Below are 22,104 nucleotides of genomic sequence, written 5' to 3' on the forward strand. Positions count from 1 at the left end.
CCGTATATATCGCTATTGTCTAATGAAATTTTGGTTGATGATTTTATCAATATTTCCATCTCCTGAAATTGGAAGGAGGAAGAAGCTATAAGCATAGTATCCAGCCGGGATCTGATACTTTTCGAGCGGTGCAGCCACCGATGACCAACTATCGTTCCCTCCTACACCCATTTGTCTGAGATCGATGTTTAATGTAAGGAAACCGGGGCTTTGGAGTTCATAAATGTGGGTCGCCTGGTTAATGTTTTCCTCAGTATATCTCCACACACTCATACTCAAAAGACTATCCGCTACAACGAGTAATCCGGTCGCTCCACCAGTTAGGGACATCCATCGGACATCCGTCAGGTTACCTCGCTCCTGAGGCATTGGGTAAGGTTCATTGATTTGATCCAGATTGGCCTGATATACTTCCGCATCAAATCCATATGCCCGATCTACATAATTTTCCAAGGGACCTTTACCATACCATTTGGCCTGATCGTATTCATTTGTGATTCCCATCTGCATTCCCACCTTAGGCATATTCGGTAAAGCTTCATTGGCCGTGAGCTTATAAGCTATCTTCACTAAACCGGATGGTACTACCGTGTAAGTGACCTCAACAAACGCCGAATCAGCTATCATTTCATAATTTGAGACCACTACAATATCTCCGTTCACTTCAGAAACCCCACAATCTTTCAAAACAGGCCTAGCTTCATACCATGACCTCAATTCCCTCTGAGGCTTCCAACCCTTCTTATCATTATCGGTGAGCGGACGTGTAAAATGTGGCAATAACGGCGCAAACACTTGTTGTCTGCCTGCTGAGATATACGAGCTAAGAGCTCCCAGGCGTTTGTCAAAAGTGAGCCTAAACCCTTCGCCGGAAACCAGAACCAAAGAGTCATTTTGAGTCAAATTCAAAGGACCTTTGGCAGATTTTACGGAGATGGTTATCAGATCAGTCAGTGCAAATTGATTGGAGGCAATCTCATATCCTTTTGGTGCCCAGAGTTTGGAATCCATTAATTTCCATTTGATTTCACCTAGGGTTTCACAGCCATCAGGTGTTTTAGGAACGTATTTTGAAATATCGACTACCATGGTATCTCCGGGCATAATACTGATTGCATCAAGTTCTTTTCTAGAATAGACCTGCCCATCTCTCAGGAAGATCAGCACTGGCTTATACATCTTGGTATTTAGATGTGCGTGACGATTTTCAATTTGCAATTGACCATTTCCCAGATAAGTCGACTCAATGGGCTGATATACCCGTTTGCACTCGTATATAGCAGCTTTGGGTCTACCATCTGAAGCTACGATCCCGTTCAAACAGAAATTTCCGTGATGTCGCTCTTCACCAAAATCACCTCCATAAGCAAAGAAATCATTGCCCAATGAATCCTTTTTCAGAAGTCCCTGATCCTTGAAGTCCCAAATGCAGCCACCGATCATTCTTTTGGTAGTCCTGAAGGCATCCCACCATTCTTTCATATTGCCGGTAGAGTTACCCATGGAGTGTGAGTACTCAACAAAGATGATTGGACGGTTATCGCCAGGTTGGTTCGCTAGGAGGTCCACGGTGAATAATCCCGGATAAAACCTACTGACCATATCCACATAAGGTTGGTCTGTCGGCACCTGTATGCGATGCGAATGATCTTTTGGGTAATCAGGGTGCCCCGGAGGTATATAGCCTTCTGCCCTGTGGTTGCCTTGAGCCGGCTCGTAATGAACAGGACGAGTGATATCAAAATCATGAGCCCACTCGGCCATAGCCGCATGATTCGGGCCTCTTCCCGCTTCATTTCCAAGGCTCCAGATGATGACGCTTGGGTGATTCTTATCTCTCATGACCATCCTTTGCAGACGCTCCATATGCGCCTGAGTCCATTGGGGATCATTGCTCAACTTCCCACCAAGTCCATGTGTTTCTAAATTGGCTTCATCCATCACCAGAATGCCATATTGATCACACAGATCGTAGAAATATGGGTCATTGGGATAATGGCTGGTACGAATACAATTGAAATTGAACTGTTTGATCATTCGAACATCAGCTTCAATATCTTCTCTACTCAAGGCTTTTCCCTTCACTGCGTGATGATCATGTCGATTGATCCCATACAGGTAAGTGATCTTTCCGTTGATGAGCAGCTTGCTTTCGTCCTTAGAAAATTCAATACTTCGAAACCCAACCTTACAGCTTTTGGCCTCCAGTACATTTCCAAGCGTATCCTTCAACGACATGACCAGCGTATAGAGGTTAGGCGTTTCATCACTCCATTTCAATGGGTTCTTCACTGTTTCTTCCAGTAATCCGAACTTGACATTGTCCAGCCGTGGATATGATTCATTAATGATCTCCTGTGCTGAAATCGTTAACGGGCTGTCAAAAACAGGTCGCTTATTGGCATCATAAAGCTGTGCCTCAAAGTTGATAGCAGAACCTAACGCATCGCCGGTATAATTATCCAATCTTGGCCTTAGGCTAAAAATGGCATCCTCATAGTTATCATCAAGCTTGGTTTGATAATGGAAATCTGCGATACGAAGTTTAGGCTCAGCCAGCAACAGTACTTCTCGCTGAATGCCACTCATGCGCCAATGATCCTGATCTTCGAGATAGGCTCCATCACTCCACCGAATGACCTGAACAGATAATATATTTTCACCCTCCTGAAGGTATGGCGTGACATTAAACTCGGTGGGCAAACAGCTATCTTCCCCATAACCTAAAAACTTGCCATTGACCCAAACTCTGAAGGCTGAACTTACACCTCCGAAATGCAGCGTTATATTCATATTGTCCCAACTGTCGGGAACATCAAAGGTTCTTTGATAGGAACCTATGCCATTGTAATCCTTTGGGACATAAGGTGGGTTAACCGGACGAAATGGATATACCGCACTTGCGTAAATCGGGATATCGTATCCTTTAAGCTCCCAGTTAGAAGGAACCTCAATTTGATCCCAACCTGACACCCTGCTGTTATAAAAATCCTGCGGAGCCGCTTCGAAATTTTCAGCATACTTAAAATCCCATAACCCATTAAGGTTCAGATACCTATAAGACATTTCCCGTTCTCCAGCTAAAGCTTCCTGAACGGTAGCATATGAATAAGCCGTAGCTCGTGCCTGGTCGCGATTGATAGAGGTAATCAGGGGTTCTTCCCACGGTGCAAACTCATAAACGGAAGGTTTCGGGGGAATACCCGCAGGCTCCCCTGTTACTGTCTGAGCAGTTACCTTAGGGCTTTGCAGAAAAAATACAACAATAACTACAAGACATGCCGAACATCTGTTCCAATGCCTACACCGCTTATCATTGCCATATGAATACCTCCACCTAATGACCATTAAACAATATATAAAGTCCTACCATTACAATGATCAACGCTACCCAGAGTACCCATACCTGCCTGTCTGGCTTGGTGATTCCTGACATATCAAAATCTCTTTCCTCCTTTTGTCCTTCTTTATCAAATGACGAAATGATCCAGGCCAAAATCATGAGTACCACGAATATGTAGAATGAAAGGAGTAGAAAATGAGGCCAAAATGGGTATTCCGCGGCCGGCCATATCCAGAGATAGCATATTCCTGTCCCAACGCTGATTAAGGTCCCTCCTGCTAAAATGAAGTTAGCCGCTTTGGTCGTCATCTTCTTCCATAGTACACCTGTCAGGAAGACCACGGACATGGGCGGCGCGATGAAGCCAAGCACAGCCTGAAACACGTCAAACAAGTTAAGGCCCTTGATACTGTCTATTGCCAGGGTCATTACAATAGCTGTAGACGCTCCTACTATCGTCACGATCCGACCAATTTTGATAATGTCCTTCTGAGTAGCCTCCGGCTTATACTTCTTCACATAGATGTCCATCGTGAAAACTGTACTTAAAGAATTAAGTGCTGAGTCGATCGTGCTCACCAAAGCCGCAATCAGTACCGCCATAACGAGTCCCGTCATACCTGCGGGGAACAGGCGAGTCACCATCGTCATATAAGCCTCATCCGGATTATCCAGATCAGGAAATAATATAAAGCAGACAATCCCCGGAATGATGAATAAGGCGACATCAAATATTTTCAACCATCCGGTCAAGTTGGCGCCCATCTGACCTTGTTTCAGTGTCTTGGCGCCCAATACGGATTGCACCATCGATTGATCGGTACACCAAAACCAAACCCCCATCACAGGATATCCAAGCGCTATGGCCAGCCATGGATAATTTGGATCATCCATGGGCAGCAGTAGATTCCAATAGCTTGCAGGTGCCCCTTCAAATACTTCCATCGGACCACCGGCCTTCATGACCCCCACAACGGTCAATGCTCCAGAAACCACAATCAAGAGGATCATTTGAAATACATTGGTGTAGGCGATAGCTTCCAGGCCGCCCGCTATTGTGAAGAATGCGGCTATAAGCACCAGCACAATCACCGAGGACCAAAGCGGCATGTTAAGGATCTGCCCCACAAGTATTCCTCCGGCAAACAATGTCAGTGAAAGCCAGGAAACAAGTATGGTAATGGTGGTATACCATGCCAAAATATTACGTGTAGAATGACCAAACCGCTTACCCATAAACTCAGGAAGAGTCTGAATATCAGCTTTTAGATACCTCGGTGCAAAAACGACGGCCAGCAAAAAGATAAAAGGGAAAGCATACCATCCAAAGTTACCGGCCACCACACCGGTGGTATATCCGATACTTGCCGATGCAATCAGCATAGATGGGCCCACGTTAGTCCCCCACATGGTCAAACCGATGCTATACCATTTCAATGAACGACCAGCAAGGAACAGGTTTTCCCCCTCCTGGTTTTCCCTTTTCTTGACAAAGCTCACCCAGTATCCAATGCCAATCAGAACTACCAGGTATACGGCGACAATTACGAAATCAATGGTTTGTAAATAGTCGTGAATGTTTTCCATGCAGGGTTATTGTGGATTACTAAATCTATCTAATTAATGGCAAATAAGTCAGTGGAAATCAGGAAGTTTATCCCAATTCCACTCAACTTACTTTAAAACTGTATCTGATTATTTCTGAAGAGCTCCCTCTACCACAAATGGCTCAGCCAAATAAAGTGGCTCACCATTTTCAACGGTAATCGGTTCTACGGAATACTGCATCAATAATACTCTTCGGGATTTGTTGGTGTTGTTCGACCCACTCCGGTGGAAACAAACACTTGAGAACAAAGCAATGTCACCCTTCTTCAGAATGGCCGCATGCCCTGGATTATCTCCATGATACCCAATCATATCATTGGTGCCTTCCTCAAGTTTATGCTCGATTTTTTGATGCACTCCCGCTTCATCGTATGTCAATAGATACACCGTACCATTCTCCTCATCTACATCATCCAGGGGCAACCATGCAGAGAGGTAGGGCTTGTGATCATAAGGCACATACCCGGAATCCTGATGCCAGGAAAACTTCATGCCCTTATCAGCAGCCTTCACTACAAACTGCTCCAAAAACAGGTATACATTATCACCTAACACCGCCCTGGTGATGGCCTCCATCTCCTTACCATAAAGAAGCTCCTGCATCGGCTGGCTGTCTTTATTTTTCATGGCGATGAAATAACGCTTGCCTTTATGATTGATCTCATCTATCTCCACGCCTTTGGCATCCATCTCTGCATCTTTCTCCTTGATGAAGCGCTCACACTCATTCTGAATCTTCTCGATGAGTTCCTGAGTAATGACATCTCTTAAGATCACAAAACCATCTCTTTGGTATTGCTCGATCTGTTCATTTGTAATAATCTGACTCATTTTTGGGTATACTTTATTGTTAATTATTTATCCAAATATTGGGTTAATCCAAATTGATCAATGGTGTCCTGAACCTTCTCAGGTTTGCCCGAATCCAAAGCTCTTTCCATAGTCTTAAGCAAAGCAATAGTACCCAGTCCCTCTTGAAGATCAGGGTACGCTGTAAATCCTTCAGCTATGCTATCAGCAAAATGTTCAAGGTAATTATTGTACTCTCCGGCATGATGACTTTTTCCTTCAAACCTGAAATAATGCTTCATTTTCTTTTCCCAGGTAATTAGCTGCTCCTCACCGTCTTTCGTTGTCACGGCATAGCGGAGGTCCATGTAATCACCCTGGCTACATCCCTCCGTACCTCTGAGAATGCAGCTCATTTCACTATCTCTGACCACTGGCTGTATCGGCCCGGAATAAGCTCCGGAAATCCTGGCCAGACGTCCATCGACAGCTTTGAAGATAAAGTGCATGGTGTCTGCGTTTTTCAAACCTCCTTTGTGTCCATTTGAGCTAAGCATTCCATAGCCCATTACTTCCTCAATCTCAGGAAGGTACCATCTAATAAAATCCACCGGATGACTCAATCCTCCATACAACCATTTGAATTGATTCTCCAACGCCCATGGCTTGTTCAGAAACCATCGATGATCCGCATGGTAGTAAGCTTCAACAGTGATCAGATCACCGATCAGTCCCTTTTGGAAATCCTCTCGCTGACGTTTCATTGGTTCGAAAAACCGGCTGCTCTGACCTACAAATAGCTTCATTCCTGTTCGCTTCTGTATTTCTATGATCTCGACAGCATCTGATAAATCGTCCAACAATGGTTTGGTACATACCACATGCTTTCCGGCTTCCATGGCCATTTTGATATGGGTCGCATGAAGTTTATCCGGAGTATAGATACCCACAGCGTCTACTTCAGGGTTGGCCAGCATTTCCTCATATTCCGTGGTATAATGGTGGAAATCAAACTCCTTAGCACGCTGCTTACATAGTTCAAGGTTCCTGTCACAAACCTGCACCAGCTTGATCTTTGTACTGTTAAGGGTCGCAGACATGGTGCTACGCCCCTCACCTAATCCAAGAATTCCAAAACGTAACATTTTCTTTTCTATTGAATATTTAACACCTTCCAAATTCCCTTGAAAGATTGATTGATCTCTAATTTTATTGTTTTTGATAGGTCCATATCATCTGTGCAATTGACTCGATTTGGATAATATGGAATGGAAGCCCCTTTCCTCACCCACACAGGCATATCGTGCAATTCGGTCTTAAAGCCCTTCAGCCATTTACCTCCCATTTGCTCTTCTCCGGTAAAAAAGTTGACCCAGTCGCCCTCCGGCAAATAGACATCTCGGATCCCCCTGTCATTCATCACAGGAGCAACCAGAAAGTCGTCTCCGAAATAGTACAGATCATCGATGTGCCAGCATTGCCTATCATCCTGATGATGGAATATCAAGGCTCTCAACACCGGCATACCCGTATGAGTGGCTTTCTCGCCTTCCTGTAGAATGTATGGGATCAGAGCATATCGCAAATCCCACCAATTTCGAACCGTATTGGCAATATTTGGATACTCATAGGGCTCGCGTTTGGAAGTGCCGTGGTAACGAATATGTGATGAAAAGACTCCAAATTGTGTCCACCTCACGTACAGCTCATCCGAAATAACAGAGTTCATAAAGTCTGGAACTCCGTGAAATCCCGGCACGTCATGACTCCAAAAACCAAAACCCGACAATCCAAGATGAAGCCCCCCTTTGAGGGAACCGGCCATTCCATCCCAGGAACATGCTGCATCTCCACCCCAATGAAGTGGGTACCGCTGACAACCCGCCCAACCGGCTCTTGCCCAAACAATTCCTTCACCAGCGACCTCTTCGGTAATCTCATAGGCAGCCTTTTGATAGAGCAAAGCGTAGAGGTTATTCAGCAGCTTCGGATCCATATCATGATACTGAGCATCCATGTGGATTTCCTCTCCAAAGTCTGTTTTGATACAGACCACACCCATCTCCAACAGTTCCTTCAACAACCCTTTGTACCAGTCTACCGCTTTTGGATAGGTGAAATCTATGGTGCCTGCATAGTCCAATGCACTGAAATTAGATCCACCCTGTTCCCTGGACTCCAATAATGGCCCGATGTAATTATTGGCCACAGCTTCATCATGTTGTAAGGCCTCTTTCGCTATATAGGGCATTTGCCAAAGGCTCACCCGGTAGCCATCTGCCTTCAATTTTGAAATGAAACTGGCTGGATCTGAAAACCTCTCAGGGTTGAATTTCCATTCGCAAAGCCAGTCAGTTACAAACCAGCCTGTATCCAAGTGGATCACATCACAGGGATATTTCTCTTCTCTTAACCTATCGCAGATGGTTTGTACCTCATCCGCTGAGAAATACGTCATACGGCTCATCCAAATGCCGAAGCTCCAAAGCGGAGGCATATTTGGGAACCCTGTTAATTGCTGATATCCTCTAATAATTTCAGCTGGCTCATCTCCTCCAATAAGAAAGACATCCAATTCGGGATATTCGACAAGCAACTGAGCAGAACGTGTTGAATGATCCGCCAGCGAAAATTTTGAATAAGCTGAGGTATGCAAAAACAGTCCATACCCCTCACTAGACAGATAGAAAGGAATGTTCTTATAAGTTCGTCGGCTATTGACCCCCTGTCCATCCTGATTCTTCAACTGGAAGGTTTTCCCGGAAAGGTCCATTTTCGAAAAGCGCTCTCCGGTCCCAACAAAAACCTCATCAGGATTAGCCTCTAGTGAAAATGTCGCCCTAACCGGCTGACCATCCTTTTCCACAAACGCCAGGGCCATGGCATCATTTCTCGCAGGAAAAAACTGATCAAAGGCACTCACCTTGATTTCCTTTTTTCCATCAGGAAATACAGATAACTTCAACGTCTCATGTGGCTCCGGCAGCAGGTTACTCCAATAATCAATCTTGGGCTGTGAAAAATCAAAAATAGCCCTGGTGATTTCACTTTGATCCTTTATGATCCATTGATCAGTTATGATCTCATAAGTCAATGGATTTGCAACCAATTGAGGGTCCAATTGAAGCATTTCAGATTCCTCAGTCAATGCTTTTTCAAACCCGATCGATAATTTCAGGATCTTCTCCCCATAAGCACTGATGACCAGATCGTAGCTCTTGCGAGGCATATCAAGATCTGGCTGAATGTCTACGGCTTGTAATTGCCTTTGAAAAGGTATGGTGACGACAATTTTCCCGTCGCGCTCCTCAATAGAAGTTGGAAAACAGGCTTTCCATAGGAATTCATCCTGCTGGAAACCTGGGTCAAATTCCAGAAAATCAATTAACTGGTAGTTGGTCTGATTCATCCTTGGTACTCACGTTGTTAATAGGGTCATCTCAACCCAATTCATTCACTCATGCACTGAAAATCTTCTCATGGTATTGAATAAGGATGTAAAGTAGAAATTACAAAAACAACCACCTGCCAGATTTTATCAGTGGTGTTTTTTATAAATCAAACCATTCCCTACTGCTGATCGTTTTAGCCAAAGTGAGGCACCCATTTATACTCCTTATCTTAATTATTCTTATCTCCTGTGATGGATTTCGGCACTCGGATGAGGAAATCACAGCCGCATTTTTAGATGAACCGGTAAAGCCTTTATTCGATAGTCTGCTGTGGAATGACCGAACACTCTTTTATGCCTACACCGATCAGGGAAAAGACAGCCTCCTTGTCTTTGTGCATGGATCACCTGGGTCATGGGATGCGTATATCAGGTATTTCCAAAACGATTCCCTGTTACAGCATTTTGATATGCTCTCAATGGATCGTCCGGGGTTTGGAAAGTCAGATTATGGAATTCCCGACAAGTCTATTCGCAACCAGGCCGAAGGGATCAAAGCCATCATAGAGGAATTCCCTCAATCCTATAAAATGATCATCGGGCATTCCATGGGTGGACCGATCGCTGTTTACATTGCCATGTTGGAACCAGAACTTATTGACGGTATGCTCCTCATCGCACCGACCATTGATCCGGGGGTTGACAAAAATGAATGGTATCGCCCGATTGTGAGGAGTAAAATTGGCCAACTTCTGACGCCTACTGACCTGTACACTAGCAATGAAGAGATTTGGGGGCTGGAAAAGCAACTGGCACAAATGGACTCCCTGTATTCAAAAATTACTGCCCATACCCTTATCATTCAGGGCACAGATGATATTCTCGTTCCCTGGGAGAGTCCTGAGTATGTCAGAACAAAACTACCCGACTCATTACTCCAGATCGAATATCTTCAGAATGTAAATCATTTCATTCCATGGACGCATCCTCAAATTGTAGTGCAAGGCATCATGGAGGTTTCTGATAACTAGCGCAAGCGTCCGCTTGTGCTATTTTTCCAAGAACATCACTTCGTAACTATAACAGTAGATGCCTGTTTTAGTCCTTTTGAACTGGCGATCAATTCAATCTCTCCTTTTTCCCTGTTTGACTGTACAATCACCAAACATTTTCCTTTCCAGGCCTTTCGCTTATTCGTTTTAAAACCTTCCCAACTTGCCTGATAGCCATTATCCGTTCCAATAATTTTTCCGGGACCACTGATTTCAAACTCAATCAAATTATCCGCATTTGGAGCCAAGGTGCCACTATCATCCAACACATCTACCGTCACAAAGGAAAGATCATAACCGTCTGCCTTGATCGTACTTCGGTCAGCATTAAGTTGAATTTGAGATGGCTCATCTGCAGTCCTGATCACTTTACGCATCACCTCCTCACCACTCTTACGGGAAACAACTTCAACGGTGCCTGGCTCATAGGCCAAACGCCAGAAAACATGAAACTCATCATCTCCTTTACTTTTGATACCTTGAGATTTTCCATTCAGAAATAGCTCAACCTGATCAGCATTGTTATAATAGGCCCAAACATCTATTGTCTGACCTGACTCCCAATTCCAGTGCGGAAAAACATGCAAAACAGGCTCATCTACCCATTCGCTTTGGTACATGTAGTAGGCATCCTTTGGAAAACCTGCCAAATCAATGATACCAAGGTAGGAGCTTCTTGCCGGATAAGGATAGGGATCCGGCTCCCCCAGGTAATCGAAACCTGACCAGATGTAGATGCCCGCCATATGATCCAGTTTTTTTACCACCCTCCAGGTTTCCTCATGGGTCGATCCCCAATAGGCGGAAATCATATCATAAGCTGAGACAGTATAATCAGGGTTAGCGTTCGGTATGGGCTCATTGTATTTAGCCGGCCATTGCTGGATACTGTCCGAAGGCATATCATAATGACCCCGAGTGGCAAATGCTGAAGAAGTCTCGGAAGCTAGCATGGGATAGCCCGGAAACCTGTCAGGCAAATCCTTATAGGCTTTATGCTTGTAGTTAAAACTCAATAAGTCGAGGGCTCCGGATTGTACGATGTAGTTTTTTTCAGGTTCGTTCTCCGTCAGTCCACTGGTGACCATTCGGGTAGTATCCAGTTCCCTCACAATACCTGCGAGTTCTTTGGTAATGGTCAACCCTGTGGAATCAAACTGCTCTCGAATCTCATTACCAATGCTCCAGATGAAAATAGACGGGTGGTTTCGATCTCTCTTCACCATATCTTGCAAGTCACGAATATGGCTGTCTTTCCAGTCTATGTTGTAGTCATATTTTTTCTTGCGTTTTGCCCAAACGTCGAATGATTCATCCACTACAATGAAGCCCATTTCATCGCAAAGATCAAGCAATTCCTCAGCAGGAGGATTATGAGCCATTCGGATACCATTCACTCCCATTTCTTTCAAGATCTCCAGTTGACGTTCTGCAGCCCTTTTATTAAATGCAGCTCCTAAAGCCCCCAAATCGTGGTGCTGATTGACACCATAAATTTTCAGGTAAGATCCATTGAGGAAAAAGCCCTTTTCCGGATCAAACTCGAAAGAACGAATCCCGAAACGGGTTTCATATAGATCCGTGACTTCCCCATGCACATGAACCTTTGTCAAAGCTGAATAGAGCACCGGATTATCAACAGACCATAGCTCCGGCGTGGCTATTTCAAAGCTATGAAGCTGTGTATATCCTGAACCTTTCAGGGCCATATAAGCCTTATCGCTCGTCAGTTTTTTGCCGTTCGGGTCGAAAATGGTAGTCTCAATGGATGCTGTGGCATGGGCATCTGAGCGATTTGCCAGCTCTACTTCAATAACTACGTTAGCAGATTCCTTTGACACCTCTGGAGTAGTAACGAAGGTCCCCCATTGAGCTACGTGAACCTTTTCAGTTTTCACCAACTCCACCTTTCGGTAAATCCCGGACCCAGTATACCATCTGGAGCTAGGCTGTAAGGAATTATCCACCTTTATGGCGATTACATTAGGCGAATCAAAATTTAAATATGGAGTGAGATCATATCGAAAGGATATATATCCAAAGGCTCTTTTCCCTAAATATTGTCCGTTGATCCAAACCTCGCTGTTTCGGTAAACGCCTCCAAAATCAATGTATATTTCCTTTTCACTATCGGATGGATCAAGTTTGAAAGTTTTTCGGTACCAGCCAATACCTGCGGGAAGTGCTCCACCGCTTTGCCCTGTAGCATGCTCCACGCTGAAATTGCCTTCAATACTCCAGTCATGAGGTAGATTCAGGGACCTCCAGTGAGAATCATCATATTCGGTTTGATAAGCCAGACTGTCCTTTCCCATGTAGAATTTCCAATCCCAGTTGAAGTCAGTGACCTGTCGAAATTTAGGACCAGAACAGGATGATACAAATAAAACACTGATTATCAGTATTAGATATAAAGACTTTGATCTCATGATTTTAGGCTTAATTCACCCTCAAGCCGGGTAGGCTCCTACCTTTTTCATTTAAAATGTAGGAAAAAATTACCGAAGATTCAATGACTTGAACCCAGGTTCACCGCAGAATCCCATTAACCGAAATCCTAATAAACGGGGATATGCATAATTTGAAATTACTTTAACTCGGTATCTCCATTCCCTGGTTTTCTCACATATTCAATTTGGCTCTTGCCTAAATCTTTGGATGTGGCAACCGCAATGCCTCGCTCCTGGTCTCTATTGGTGGCACAGTAGAAATGATAAACCACCCCGTCATTTTTGACGACATAGGACTTATGCGCGAACCAGTTGTCATAGGGCTCCGATGGGGCGATCAGGTCATCCCCTTCCCATTCTGTCCAGTTGACTAAATCATAGGAGCAGGCAAACCGGTTGAAGGCATCATGATCTTTACGAGTTGGCCAGAAAGCCCCAAAATAGAACATCACCCAAACATCATCTATTTTCTGGATCACCGCATCTCCGGAGATCCCTTTATGATGATTGATTACAGGATCTTCTCCGAAACGCTCCCAATTGACCATGTCATTAGAAACGGCCATGCCAATACGCTCTGCACCTTTTTTGGGGTTGATGCTATCTCCTCTGGCGTTGTAGTACATCACAAATGGATATCCGATTATTTTACTATCGTCCTTAAGTACCCAGGTTTTATAAATCGTGCTATTCTCCCACCATCTGGCATCCTCATCGGTCGCCTTGAATATCGGCTGATCAACTCGATCCCATTGATGCGGTTTAGTTGGATCTCCATCTGTATAGGCCATGCCTATGGACAAAAGCCCGGCTTCATATCCTGTACTACTTCCACCGAAATAAGGCATCCAATACTTACCATCATACTGCTGAAGCTCGTAAGAACCGCCCCATTTTGGATCTTGAAGACTAGGATAACCGGCCTTCTGGTTTTGATCCCATTGCGTGCTATCATCCGAAAAAGCCATCACCTTTCCAAGCTCATTCCAGTCCAAAAGGTTATCACTCGTAGCTAACCAGGTCTCATATCCGCGGCCATCATAAATGAAATAGGTCATGTACCACTGACCGTCCTTTTGGAAAACGGTTGGGCAATCTATTTTCTTTGACTGATCCTCAGGTGCCAGTACAAGTCCATATTTAAAAGGTGTTTTTATTTCTTCATAAACCTGTTTCATTACTTCCTGAGGTACTACCCTGGGAAGCTCCTTTGGCTTACAGGACCCTAAAACGCCAACAGCGGCTAGCAATCCAATTAACAGGTTTCTCATATATAGGGATGTTGACACGGTTTTCTAATTTCTATTTATCAAAACTTCTTACCCTCTGCCCGCATTCTGTCATGCCATGCCTTGCTTTCCGCATTAAGATCATAGCCCTGCCCTGACAGATAATTATTAATGCGGCCTTTATACTTTCCAAACATCTTATGCTTGTCGTCCGAGGAGCTTTGGTCCATGGCCCTTTCTCTTGCCTCATACAGCCAGGTCCATATTTTCTTCTTCTGTTCATCAGTCAGGGTCTGAATCATGTCGAGGAAACTCGCATAGGTATTAGGAAAAACACTGTAGGTCATACCATCTTTGATTTGGTCCACCTGCTCATTGGTCAACCCCGCTCCTAACAGCTGCGCGAGATAGGCATTATGTCGAATGTATAGTTTTCGATCCCTTTCATTTTCCAGATTGACAATCATTTGATCCTTCTCCTCTTTTGAGATCTCCAAAGGCCTCAAGGCAACCTTACGCGTATCACAAGAATCATGAATGGCACTGAGGTTACAATACTGTTCAATGACAATCGACTGGACTTCATCATATTTATCTCCCAATTCCATCGGATCAAGGAATTTAGCTGTACGTCCCTTCAATACATTGACATATTCGGGATTTACTTTCTCTATGTCCACAAACTGCGCCTGTACACACCATAATGTGGCAACAGTTAAGACGGTGGTTAACATTAATTTTTTCATGTTTATCCTATTTTAAAGCCGAGGTCCAATTGCCTTATATCAAATAGACCAATAGCTAATTATTGAAAAATTGATTTAAGATATCTAGTGTTTGCACCGTAATTACCCACGACATCTCTTGGATTATTGGCATCCCTGGAACGTTCGATTACAAGCCAACCTCCCCAGCCTATGTCATCAAGACATTTCTTGACAGCAGACATATCAATGCGCTCATTGTTCTCTAACCATACGCCATCTTCATCTGACGCATGGATCATGCAAATTCGATCTTTGCCCAGGGTCTCAAGCTCTTTGATGAGGTCACGATCATTTTGTAAGGCATTTGCGAAATTGAAATAGCTCTGAATATTGGGAGATCCGATTTCTTCCAAAAACTCAGCTTCTCTGGCGGCGTCATAAGCAGTTTCAATACCTATGATCACATCCGCTGCTTCCGCCTTTGGTACAACTATTTCCTTGAACTTCTGGAGCAGAATCGGTCTCAGCTCAGGGTTCTGAACCATATCACCTTTGACGCCAAATGGCAGAAAAGAAGTTTTCACTCCCATCATGACCATACTATTGATCGCATCATCGATCATGGGCGCAATATCTCGCTCCGCAAGAGACTGCGCATAGAAACCTGACATCGCAATAGAGCTTAGCTCCAGGTTATACTTCTCCAGCTCCTCCCTGAACATCTTTCTAAATACTGGATCACGCATTTTATTATCAAAAATGGGCCTGTTACCCAAACCTCCCATATCCAACTCCAATCCATCTGCTCCAATCTCTGCAGTACGCTTGAATGCCCCCATTTTCTGACGCTTCAGGATCATCCAGTCACAAACTGAGACTTTATACCGCTGTTTCTTCTTTCTCAAGTTATCCTTAAGTACTCGCTCACCCGGCTCAGCTCCCACTCTAATCAATGGTGCAGAAACCAATGCCGCAGTAGCAAAGGCAGAATTTGAAAGAAAACTTCTCCTACTCTGCTTATCACTCATTTTGACTCTTGTTTATTTTCCAACATCTCTTTTTCCATACTCATCCATATGAATGCGCCGGTTGCTTTCGCATCATTGTCGATGATCGGTTCGCTGATATAATACTCAAAGCTTCCATCTCTTCTCGGGTTGTCAGCCGGGCCTAATCCGGCAACTGCACAACATTTCTGAAGCGTCAGGGTGCCATCTTCATTTTCCTTTAGAAACTCCTTCAATACACCTGCATATCCCTTATCCGCAACCTCCATATATGAATCATCGATATAACCTTTCCTCATTGCTTTGTAAAGTGTATACACGAACATCACTGAAGCAGAGGCCTCCAGGTAGTTGCCTTCTCGGTCTCCCTGATCAAGTACCTGGTACCATACACCAGATTCAGTATCCTGCATGTTCTCAATACCCTTTGCCACTTTCCCAACCATTTCAACCAAAACGGGTCTATCCGGATGATCCTCTGGTAGGTAATCCAACACATCTACCAAAGCCATTCCCAGCCAACCCAAACTTCTTCCCCAGTAATTGGTGGAAAGCCCCGTTTCTGGGTCGGCCCAAAAGATGGATTTACTCTCATCCCAGGCATGATGATACAGACTCGTTTCTGGGCTGTAATTATGCTCATCAATTTGCTTGAACTGAGTAGTGACGACATCAAAGTATTCGGGCTGATCAAACTCAGCAGCATACTGAGCCAGAAAAGGAGAACCCATGTAAAGTCCATCCAGCCACATTTGGTATGGATACCTTTTTTTATGCCAGAAACCACCAGTCGATGTTTTTGGGTGATTGTCCAGTTGCTCCACTAACAACTCAATGGCCTGCTTATATTTTTCATCGCCGGTCTCTTTATAGATTGGAAAAAGAATTTTACCGGCGTTGATCATATCAATGTTGTATTTGGATGAGTCATACGTGTAAATACTACCATCATCAGCAACCAGACTGTCAGCGTACCTCAGCACATGATTGAAATAGATAGAGTCTTCGGTATACCTCCACATATCCAACAAGGCCTTTCCCTGAACGCCCTGCGTATAGCCCCAGTAAGGCTTACCATGCCAGTCGATCATCCAAACCTCTGGAAATCGTTTCATTTCGGATTTTGCAAAACGCACAGACAAACGTTTGTCTTTCTGTGACTCAGATTGTTTTTCAGAGGGAGTAGTACAACTCCAAATTAGAGCAAACATTAGTAGACTTAATATTTGGGATTTAGCCATTGATAGGTTCATGAATGGTTGTTTATTGATTCAGTTTATTCATTAATTCGTCGTAATTAAGCACCGCATTTTGAGGAAAATTGATAGCCTGGTTACCAAATACATAGAGTAACTCTTGTTCTTCAACAGTAATTCCGGACTCGTCGATTTTACCTCCTGACTGAATAGCACTTAAATCCAGACCAAGTTTACTGGCCATAAATTCGTACATAGCATTACGCTTGGACGGACCATAGTCATGTTTCTCCCTTGCAAAGTGTGCATTTTCAACCTGATCATCTGCTCCGTAAAATTCATATGTTCGCTTGATAAATGGATATTCTACCTCCGGCACCTGAAAAGTCCAGTCGCCACCATCAGAAATGATCATCATGGGCTTAGGGGCAAACATAGCTGCCACTTCCGCATTATTGGTTTTACCCCCACAGAGATGAATCCCCATTCCACTTTCACAAGGGCATCCGCCTGAATGAAAAGAAGAAGTCATCACCGTAGGCACACTAACTTTTATTCGATCCTCAATAGCAGCAATCAGCATTGTTTGAGAACCTCCTCCAGATCCTCCGGTAATCCCCACTCGCGAAGGGTCCGCATATTTTTGAGCCAGGAGATAATCCAGCAGCTTCAGTCCATTATTGATCTGGATCGTTTGGGCTATACTTTTCCGATGAGATTGTGAACCTACTTCTTGCGCCGACTCGCCCCAACCAAACAAATCATAGGTAACAACAACGGCACCCATTTTAGCCAAACCAGCCGCTCTCGTTTGAATGTCTTTATTATATCGGCCATCTCCAAAATGCCCATTTGGAGATAAAATAACCGGAACCCTTCCCTTTATTTTTTCAGGTTTATAAATGGAGCCCGTGACGTAATAACCCGGAATGGTTTCTAATCCGATATTCTCAACCGTATAACCTGCATACTTTCTAATTTTACTAATCACTGTTGTCGGATTAGCCACAACCGGAAGACCATTTAGACCTAAAGCTTCAATGAAACACGATCTAAGTTCGGCTTTTCTGCTTTCCCATTCTTCTTTGTTGGAGTACAAAGTGGTATAGTAATCCAGAGCAGCCGATCCCTCCTCGGAAGTTACCAAGTGATATTGGAAAGGTTTCAACTTATAGGTTCGCTGATCCTGCTTCACATAGATATGATCAAAAGGAGCTAAAACCGCTTTTAAGCTCGCCTCCAAATCTCCGGGAACCAGTCGCCAATCGGCGTACTTTAATTCGTAGTTTTCAAAGTCCTGAACATTGTATTTAAACCGTACCTGATAACTTTCCTGAAGATCATCCAGCACATCGATCAATGGCTTAGTGAAATCGTCGTCCGATATCTGCGCCACCGAAAGCATCGTGGTCGATAGGAATAAAAGGATTGTAAATAGGTTTTTCAATTTCATTTCATCAGTTTTTCGAGACGGCATAGGTAAATGAATGTTGTCCTGAAACCAGTTCCACTGCTCCCTCCTCCTCCAAACCATCCGGAATGATAAACGTGGCAGAGGCATTCACCGGAACTTCTAATTGGATGCTAAACATTCCTTCCTGAATGCTCCAATTTACTGCTATTTTGCCATAAAGTGTTTCAAAGCCACCTTTGGCCCAGGTTATATCCCCGATAATATCCGGTTGAACAACATAATGCTTAAATCCCGGCTCATTAATATCAGAAACAATGCCAAGAATAGATTTAAAGAACCATTCCTCTACCTGACCCATCATGAAATGGTTCCATGAATTACCTTTTGCAGGATCCCATTGTTCGGTGAGGGTTGTCAGCCCATATTGCAACTGATAACCATAACCCGGAGCTTCATAATGATTCAACATCTTGTACATCACCTCATTTAGTCCATTTTCAGCCAAAGCCTGGAAAAGATACCTGTTCCCTACATCGCCCGTGGTTAGCCTCCATCCATGAGATTCAATATCGGTGACCAGATTCTGTAACACAGCTTGTTTATCTTCCTGATCTGCTAGTCCCATATATACAGCAACTGCATTACTGTACTGGCTGCCCGTACCATATTGTTTTGTCTCAGCATCTAAAAAAGCCTCATTAAATGCGACTCTAATCTTTTCTGCCAGCTCACCATAAACCTGCCTATTTCGATCATCTCCTAACAGCTCTGCAGATTTCTCCAGTGTCAAGGCACATAAATAATAGTGAGAGGTAGCTGAAAGCGCAATCGGGCTATTTTTAGAGTAGCCTGCAGCGTGGTCACCATAGTCATACCAATCCCCCAATCCATGCGAAACAATGTGATTTTCTGATCTCGATGTGAGGTAATTAACGTATCGTTTCATCACCTCAAAGTATTCGCTTATCAGCGAACCGTCACCGTAATATTCATAATATAACCACGGCACCAATACGACAGCAGCTCCCCATTCTGGTGAGTCCGTAAAATCTGCTCCCCAGGAGTATGCTGAAAAATCGGTATACTCAGGCGCAATATTCGGAACCATCCCATTAGCTCTCTGGGCATCTGCCATATCCATCATTGATTTCCTTAAAAGCTGAGTGAGGTCATAATTGTAAAGGAGTCCCGGCCCCACCAGCTGAATCTCTTCTATCCAACCAAGCTTTTCACGATGAGGACAATCCGTAAACACCGCCTGCATATTGCTCTTGATAGCATTATTAATCAGAGTATGCGTTTTAGTGAAAATCTCATTGGAGCATGCAAACTCCCCCAGGGGTTGAGCATTGCTATAGACGAAGTTGGATTTAAGGTCTATTATTCGAGGCAAATCCGGTGATACGTCCTTACCATAGCTCACACCTTCAGCCTGGATATACTGATAGCCATAATAGCTGAACCTTGGAGTCCATTCCTCCACACCATCTCCTTTGAGCATGTACTCATAATAATGAGGTCCTCCGGTATTTCTTTGAGTCACCAAACTATCCTTCAGGCGCTCCCCCACGATCAGCTTAACCCTCTGCCCCTTACTACCCTGAACCTTTAGGGTCGGATATCCGGAAAGGTTTTGTCCCATATCAAATACATAAGTAGATGAATCTGCCTGAAACCAATTCTTGATATTGTATTTTTCCTGAACTTCAACTGCGGGAGCCATCTGAGGTTTCAAATTTCCTCCGGGAGCCCCCTGAACAACCACCGGGTACCACGATTCATCGTCAAATCCTACTCTGGCCCAGCCTTCCTGTTCAAGGTTGGCATCATAATCCTCTCCTCCAAAAACGCAATTAAAAGTGATCGGGCTCTCTGAGTATTTCCATGATTGATCAGACTGTATCGTTACCTTTTCACCATCCTGATACTCAATCTCCAACTGGAAGAAGAGTGTTGGAGGACCAAAGCTCACCCAAAATTTGCGATACCGGTTTCCAATGACATTATACATGCCATTCCCGAGTAGTACCCCAAAAGCATTTGCGCCTGATTTTAGGGTTGTCGTGAGATCGTAAGTGTTATAGAAAACAGTTTTATCATAATCTGTCCAGAGAGGTGCAAAAACACTCTTCCCTACTTTTGTTCCATTAACATTTAGCTCATAATGCCCCAGGCCTGAAATGAATACCGTTGCAATTTTAATTTGCTTGGTTACATCAATTTCCTTCCTGATCATAATAGATCGCATAGCCATCTCCGGTATGCTGTCATAGAAGTCACCGTACTTTTTCAAAGAAGGTGAATGCCAGGCACGGCCTTCAGGCAGATGAGCATCTTCCCTTCTAATGGCACCAATCCATTCGGCTTTCAAATCACGATTATCGGGTGCTGTGTGAAACCATGATGACTTCGTTTCTGTGGGTCTGTCCTTTTGATCCCATACCTGAACTTTGAAATCATACCTGGTATCAGGCTTTAAAGGTGCCCCCTGGTAACTCACCCTTTGACTCTTGTCGGAAATAACTTTTCCCGTTTTCCAAACCTCCTCGGATCCGTCAAGAACTGTAATCTGATAAGCACGCTGCTCAACACCGTTTTCTTCGGCCTTCAGCTTCCACCCAAAACAAGGAGACCTGGAATCGATACCCAAAGGCTTTTCCAGGAATTCAACCGTCAGGCCATCTATCCTGATAGCACTTTGAGAACTACAGGAGACAACCCAAAATGCAAGGCAAATCAGGCCACCGATGTATTTGAATTTCCGTTTTAGGGTGAAGAGATTCATGAATCTGATTTATAGGCTTGGCCAGCTCAGAGAATCAATTTTAGTAAGCTCCAATTGCGTAGGATCTATTTCTACATGTTTGACCTTCAGCCTTCTCCAGGTATAAGTCACATGTAACATGCCGTCCGAAGTTTGAATGATCGCCGGATAAGAATACTGGCTAATCGGTGAATCCTCCAATATCAAAGCTGCATACCAATTGATACCATCTTCCGAAATTGATAAGTGAAGAGGCGTTCTCGGGCCTTTCGGGCCACCATCGGGATCAAGTGTATGGTTGTAAACCAGCGCATGACGGCCATCAGCCATCGTGACAGCATCAGTACCCGAGTTGTTCTGTGGTAGTGAAGTGAGTTCTATTTCCGACCAGGTCTCACCATAATCTTCTGACCATGCTGTCGCCAGTCTTCTGCTTCTACTTCTGCTCAGCATTTGCAGTTTTCCATCGCCATGTATCAATACACTTGGCTGGATCACATTATGATCGCCATTTGGCTCACCCTTATTGATTGGCCCAACCATTTTCCAGGTTTTGCCAAAGTCCTTCGATAACTCGAAATGTATTTTCCATCCATCCCCTTCTGTACTACTGCCTGATATCAATGTTCCATTTTCCAATAAGACAGGTTTATTCTTTACTGGCCCAATAAACCCTTCCGGTAATGCTTTTTGCTCAGACCAGGTCAATCCACCATCATTAGAGGTTCGCAAAAAACCAATCCAATTGGATGGGTGCGCCCCTATTTTATAATAAAGCTGAAGCTCCCCATTAGGCACCTGATAAAGAACCGGGTTCCAGGTAGGATAACGAGTGGAATCTCCTTCGATAAATCCTTCTGCAACCAGCTGAGGATCCGTCCAACCATCGGCTTCTTTACGACAAACCCAAATACAAACATCCGGGTTTCGTTCCTTGGTCCCACCAAAAAACGCTGTGATCAATGTTCCATCAGTTGTTTCCTCAATAGTCGTAGCATGACATTGGGGAAATGATGCCGTATCGTAAACAAACTCATCAACTAGAATACCACTCTTCCAGTCAGTTCGCTTTTTTGGTTGACAACTGGTTACAATGAAAGCTGAAATCAATACAGCCAAAGACAATTTTAGAAGGTTAATCATTCAATGAGGGG

At 44.1% G+C, this 22,104-nt stretch carries 14 protein-coding genes; 1 reads left to right on the forward strand and 13 read right to left on the reverse strand.

The window, feature by feature from the left end:
- Positions 1-12: 12 nt before the first annotated feature.
- The 5 genes from NXR94_RS11130 to NXR94_RS11150 form a co-directional block, all read right to left on the reverse strand.
- Entirely contained in the window at positions 13-3,348 is a 3,336-nt protein-coding gene (locus NXR94_RS11130; protein WP_258104704.1) for a glycoside hydrolase family 2 TIM barrel-domain containing protein, read from the reverse strand.
- Positions 3,338-4,930 (reverse strand): sodium:solute symporter, encoded by a 1,593-nt coding sequence (locus tag NXR94_RS11135; protein WP_258104705.1) that lies wholly within the window; start codon positions 4,928-4,930, stop codon positions 3,338-3,340. Before NXR94_RS11135 ends, NXR94_RS11130 begins: the two co-directional genes overlap by 11 nt.
- Positions 4,931-5,038: 108 nt before the next feature.
- Complete coding sequence (locus tag NXR94_RS11140) at positions 5,039-5,782, reverse strand: phytanoyl-CoA dioxygenase family protein (RefSeq protein ID WP_258104706.1); 744 nt, start codon at positions 5,780-5,782, stop codon at positions 5,039-5,041.
- A 23-nt stretch (positions 5,783-5,805) separates the two neighbouring features.
- Positions 5,806-6,885, reverse strand: a complete 1,080-nt coding sequence (locus NXR94_RS11145) for a Gfo/Idh/MocA family protein (RefSeq protein ID WP_258104707.1) — start codon at positions 6,883-6,885, stop codon at positions 5,806-5,808.
- 8 nt (positions 6,886-6,893) lie between these two features.
- On the reverse strand, positions 6,894-9,149 hold the full coding sequence (locus NXR94_RS11150; RefSeq protein ID WP_258104708.1) for an alpha-xylosidase: 2,256 nt from the start codon (positions 9,147-9,149) through the stop codon (positions 6,894-6,896).
- A 185-nt stretch (positions 9,150-9,334) separates the two neighbouring features.
- On the opposite strand from NXR94_RS11150, the gene NXR94_RS11155 reads away from it, so the two are divergent.
- The gene (locus NXR94_RS11155) at positions 9,335-10,162 is read left to right on the forward strand and encodes an alpha/beta fold hydrolase (protein WP_258104709.1); all 828 of its coding nucleotides are present in this window, start codon (positions 9,335-9,337) and stop codon (positions 10,160-10,162) included.
- 35 nt (positions 10,163-10,197) lie between these two features.
- Here the strand turns inward: NXR94_RS11155 and galB are convergent, their stop codons facing one another.
- The 8 genes from galB to NXR94_RS11195 all read right to left on the reverse strand — a co-directional run bounded on the left by galB (position 10,198) and on the right by NXR94_RS11195 (position 22,093).
- Positions 10,198-12,612 (reverse strand): beta-galactosidase GalB, encoded by a 2,415-nt coding sequence (gene galB / locus NXR94_RS11160; protein WP_258104710.1) that lies wholly within the window; start codon positions 12,610-12,612, stop codon positions 10,198-10,200.
- A gap of 158 nt (positions 12,613-12,770) precedes the next feature.
- Positions 12,771-13,904, reverse strand: coding sequence for a glycosylase (locus tag NXR94_RS11165; RefSeq protein WP_258104711.1), 1,134 nt, complete (start codon positions 13,902-13,904; stop codon positions 12,771-12,773).
- 38 nt (positions 13,905-13,942) lie between these two features.
- Entirely contained in the window at positions 13,943-14,608 is a 666-nt protein-coding gene (locus NXR94_RS11170) for a DUF3826 domain-containing protein (RefSeq protein ID WP_258104712.1), read from the reverse strand.
- Between the two features lie 59 nt (positions 14,609-14,667).
- The gene (locus NXR94_RS11175; RefSeq protein ID WP_258104713.1) at positions 14,668-15,597 is read right to left on the reverse strand and encodes a sugar phosphate isomerase/epimerase; all 930 of its coding nucleotides are present in this window, start codon (positions 15,595-15,597) and stop codon (positions 14,668-14,670) included.
- Positions 15,594-16,829 (reverse strand): glycoside hydrolase family 105 protein, encoded by a 1,236-nt coding sequence (locus tag NXR94_RS11180; RefSeq protein ID WP_258104714.1) that lies wholly within the window; start codon positions 16,827-16,829, stop codon positions 15,594-15,596. Before NXR94_RS11180 ends, NXR94_RS11175 begins: the two co-directional genes overlap by 4 nt.
- 10 nt (positions 16,830-16,839) lie before the next feature.
- Positions 16,840-18,225, reverse strand: a complete 1,386-nt coding sequence (locus NXR94_RS11185; protein WP_258104715.1) for a S9 family peptidase — start codon at positions 18,223-18,225, stop codon at positions 16,840-16,842.
- A gap of 4 nt (positions 18,226-18,229) precedes the next feature.
- The gene (locus NXR94_RS11190; RefSeq protein ID WP_258104716.1) at positions 18,230-20,971 is read right to left on the reverse strand and encodes an alpha-L-rhamnosidase; all 2,742 of its coding nucleotides are present in this window, start codon (positions 20,969-20,971) and stop codon (positions 18,230-18,232) included.
- A 9-nt stretch (positions 20,972-20,980) separates the two neighbouring features.
- A complete protein-coding gene (locus NXR94_RS11195) occupies positions 20,981-22,093 on the reverse strand; it encodes an exo-alpha-sialidase (protein WP_258104717.1) in 1,113 nt (370 codons plus the stop codon).
- Positions 22,094-22,104: the final 11 nt, after the last annotated feature.

Origin of the sequence: Marinoscillum sp. MHG1-6, assembly GCF_024714475.1 — a bacterium.
GTDB lineage: Bacteria > Bacteroidota > Bacteroidia > Cytophagales > Cyclobacteriaceae > JAMZMI01.